The sequence below is a fragment of the Adlercreutzia sp. DFI.6.23 genome, from assembly GCF_024462535.1.
GTDB classification, from domain to species: domain Bacteria; phylum Actinomycetota; class Coriobacteriia; order Coriobacteriales; family Eggerthellaceae; genus Adlercreutzia; species Adlercreutzia rubneri.
In genome coordinates this window covers 1-585 of sequence record NZ_JANGBP010000034.1, presented here as the reverse complement: position 1 = coordinate 585, position 585 = coordinate 1, and the positions used below count along the sequence as shown (strand labels likewise).

The window sequence follows — 585 nt, the reverse complement described above, 5'->3', positions numbered from 1 at the left end:
CTTACGTGGTGCACGTTTCTTTTCGTACTTCTTATCCGCACGTTTCTGGGCTTCAGACCTAGCCATGCTATAATCTCCTTGTCTTGAATGCCCCCGCTGCCGCCAAGCTTGCTGGGGCTTTTCTTTTTTTATCTGCGCTTGTAAACCTCGCGTCTATGCGCAACATCGACCACGAGAATGACGAGCCTGCCGTCATTGATGTCGCACAGGATTCGGTAGTCACCGACCCTGTATCGCCACACGCCTGCCACGTTTCCCGTCAATGCCTTGCCCCTGCTTCTTGGGTCTTCGAGCTTCGCTATCTCGTCAAGCTCGTCAAACACCCGCGCGGCAACGCCCTTATCGAGCTTGCGCATCGCCTTGTCGGCGTTCCTCGTGAAATCAATTCGCCAGGCCACAGTGCGCCCTTACCTCGTCGATGCTCTAGGTCTCAAGCCTGCCAGCACGATAGTCCTCGATATCCTTGAGAATCCCGTACTCGTACTCGAAACGGTCGATAGCTTTTTGCAGGGCTTCGTTAACGTAGAAGCTCCTCGACCTGCCAGTCTCCTTCGCAAGACGGCTGTAGCGCTCGTTCAACTCGGT

At 54.9% G+C, this 585-nt stretch carries 1 protein-coding gene; it reads right to left on the bottom strand.

Annotated features, from left to right (window positions below):
* Positions 1–128 precede the first annotated feature (128 nt).
* Positions 129–398: a type II toxin-antitoxin system RelE/ParE family toxin gene (locus NE591_RS12195; protein ID WP_256156738.1), complete on the bottom strand. Its 270-nt coding sequence runs from the start codon at positions 396–398 to the stop codon at positions 129–131.
* Between the last annotated feature and the right edge of the window lie 187 nt (positions 399–585).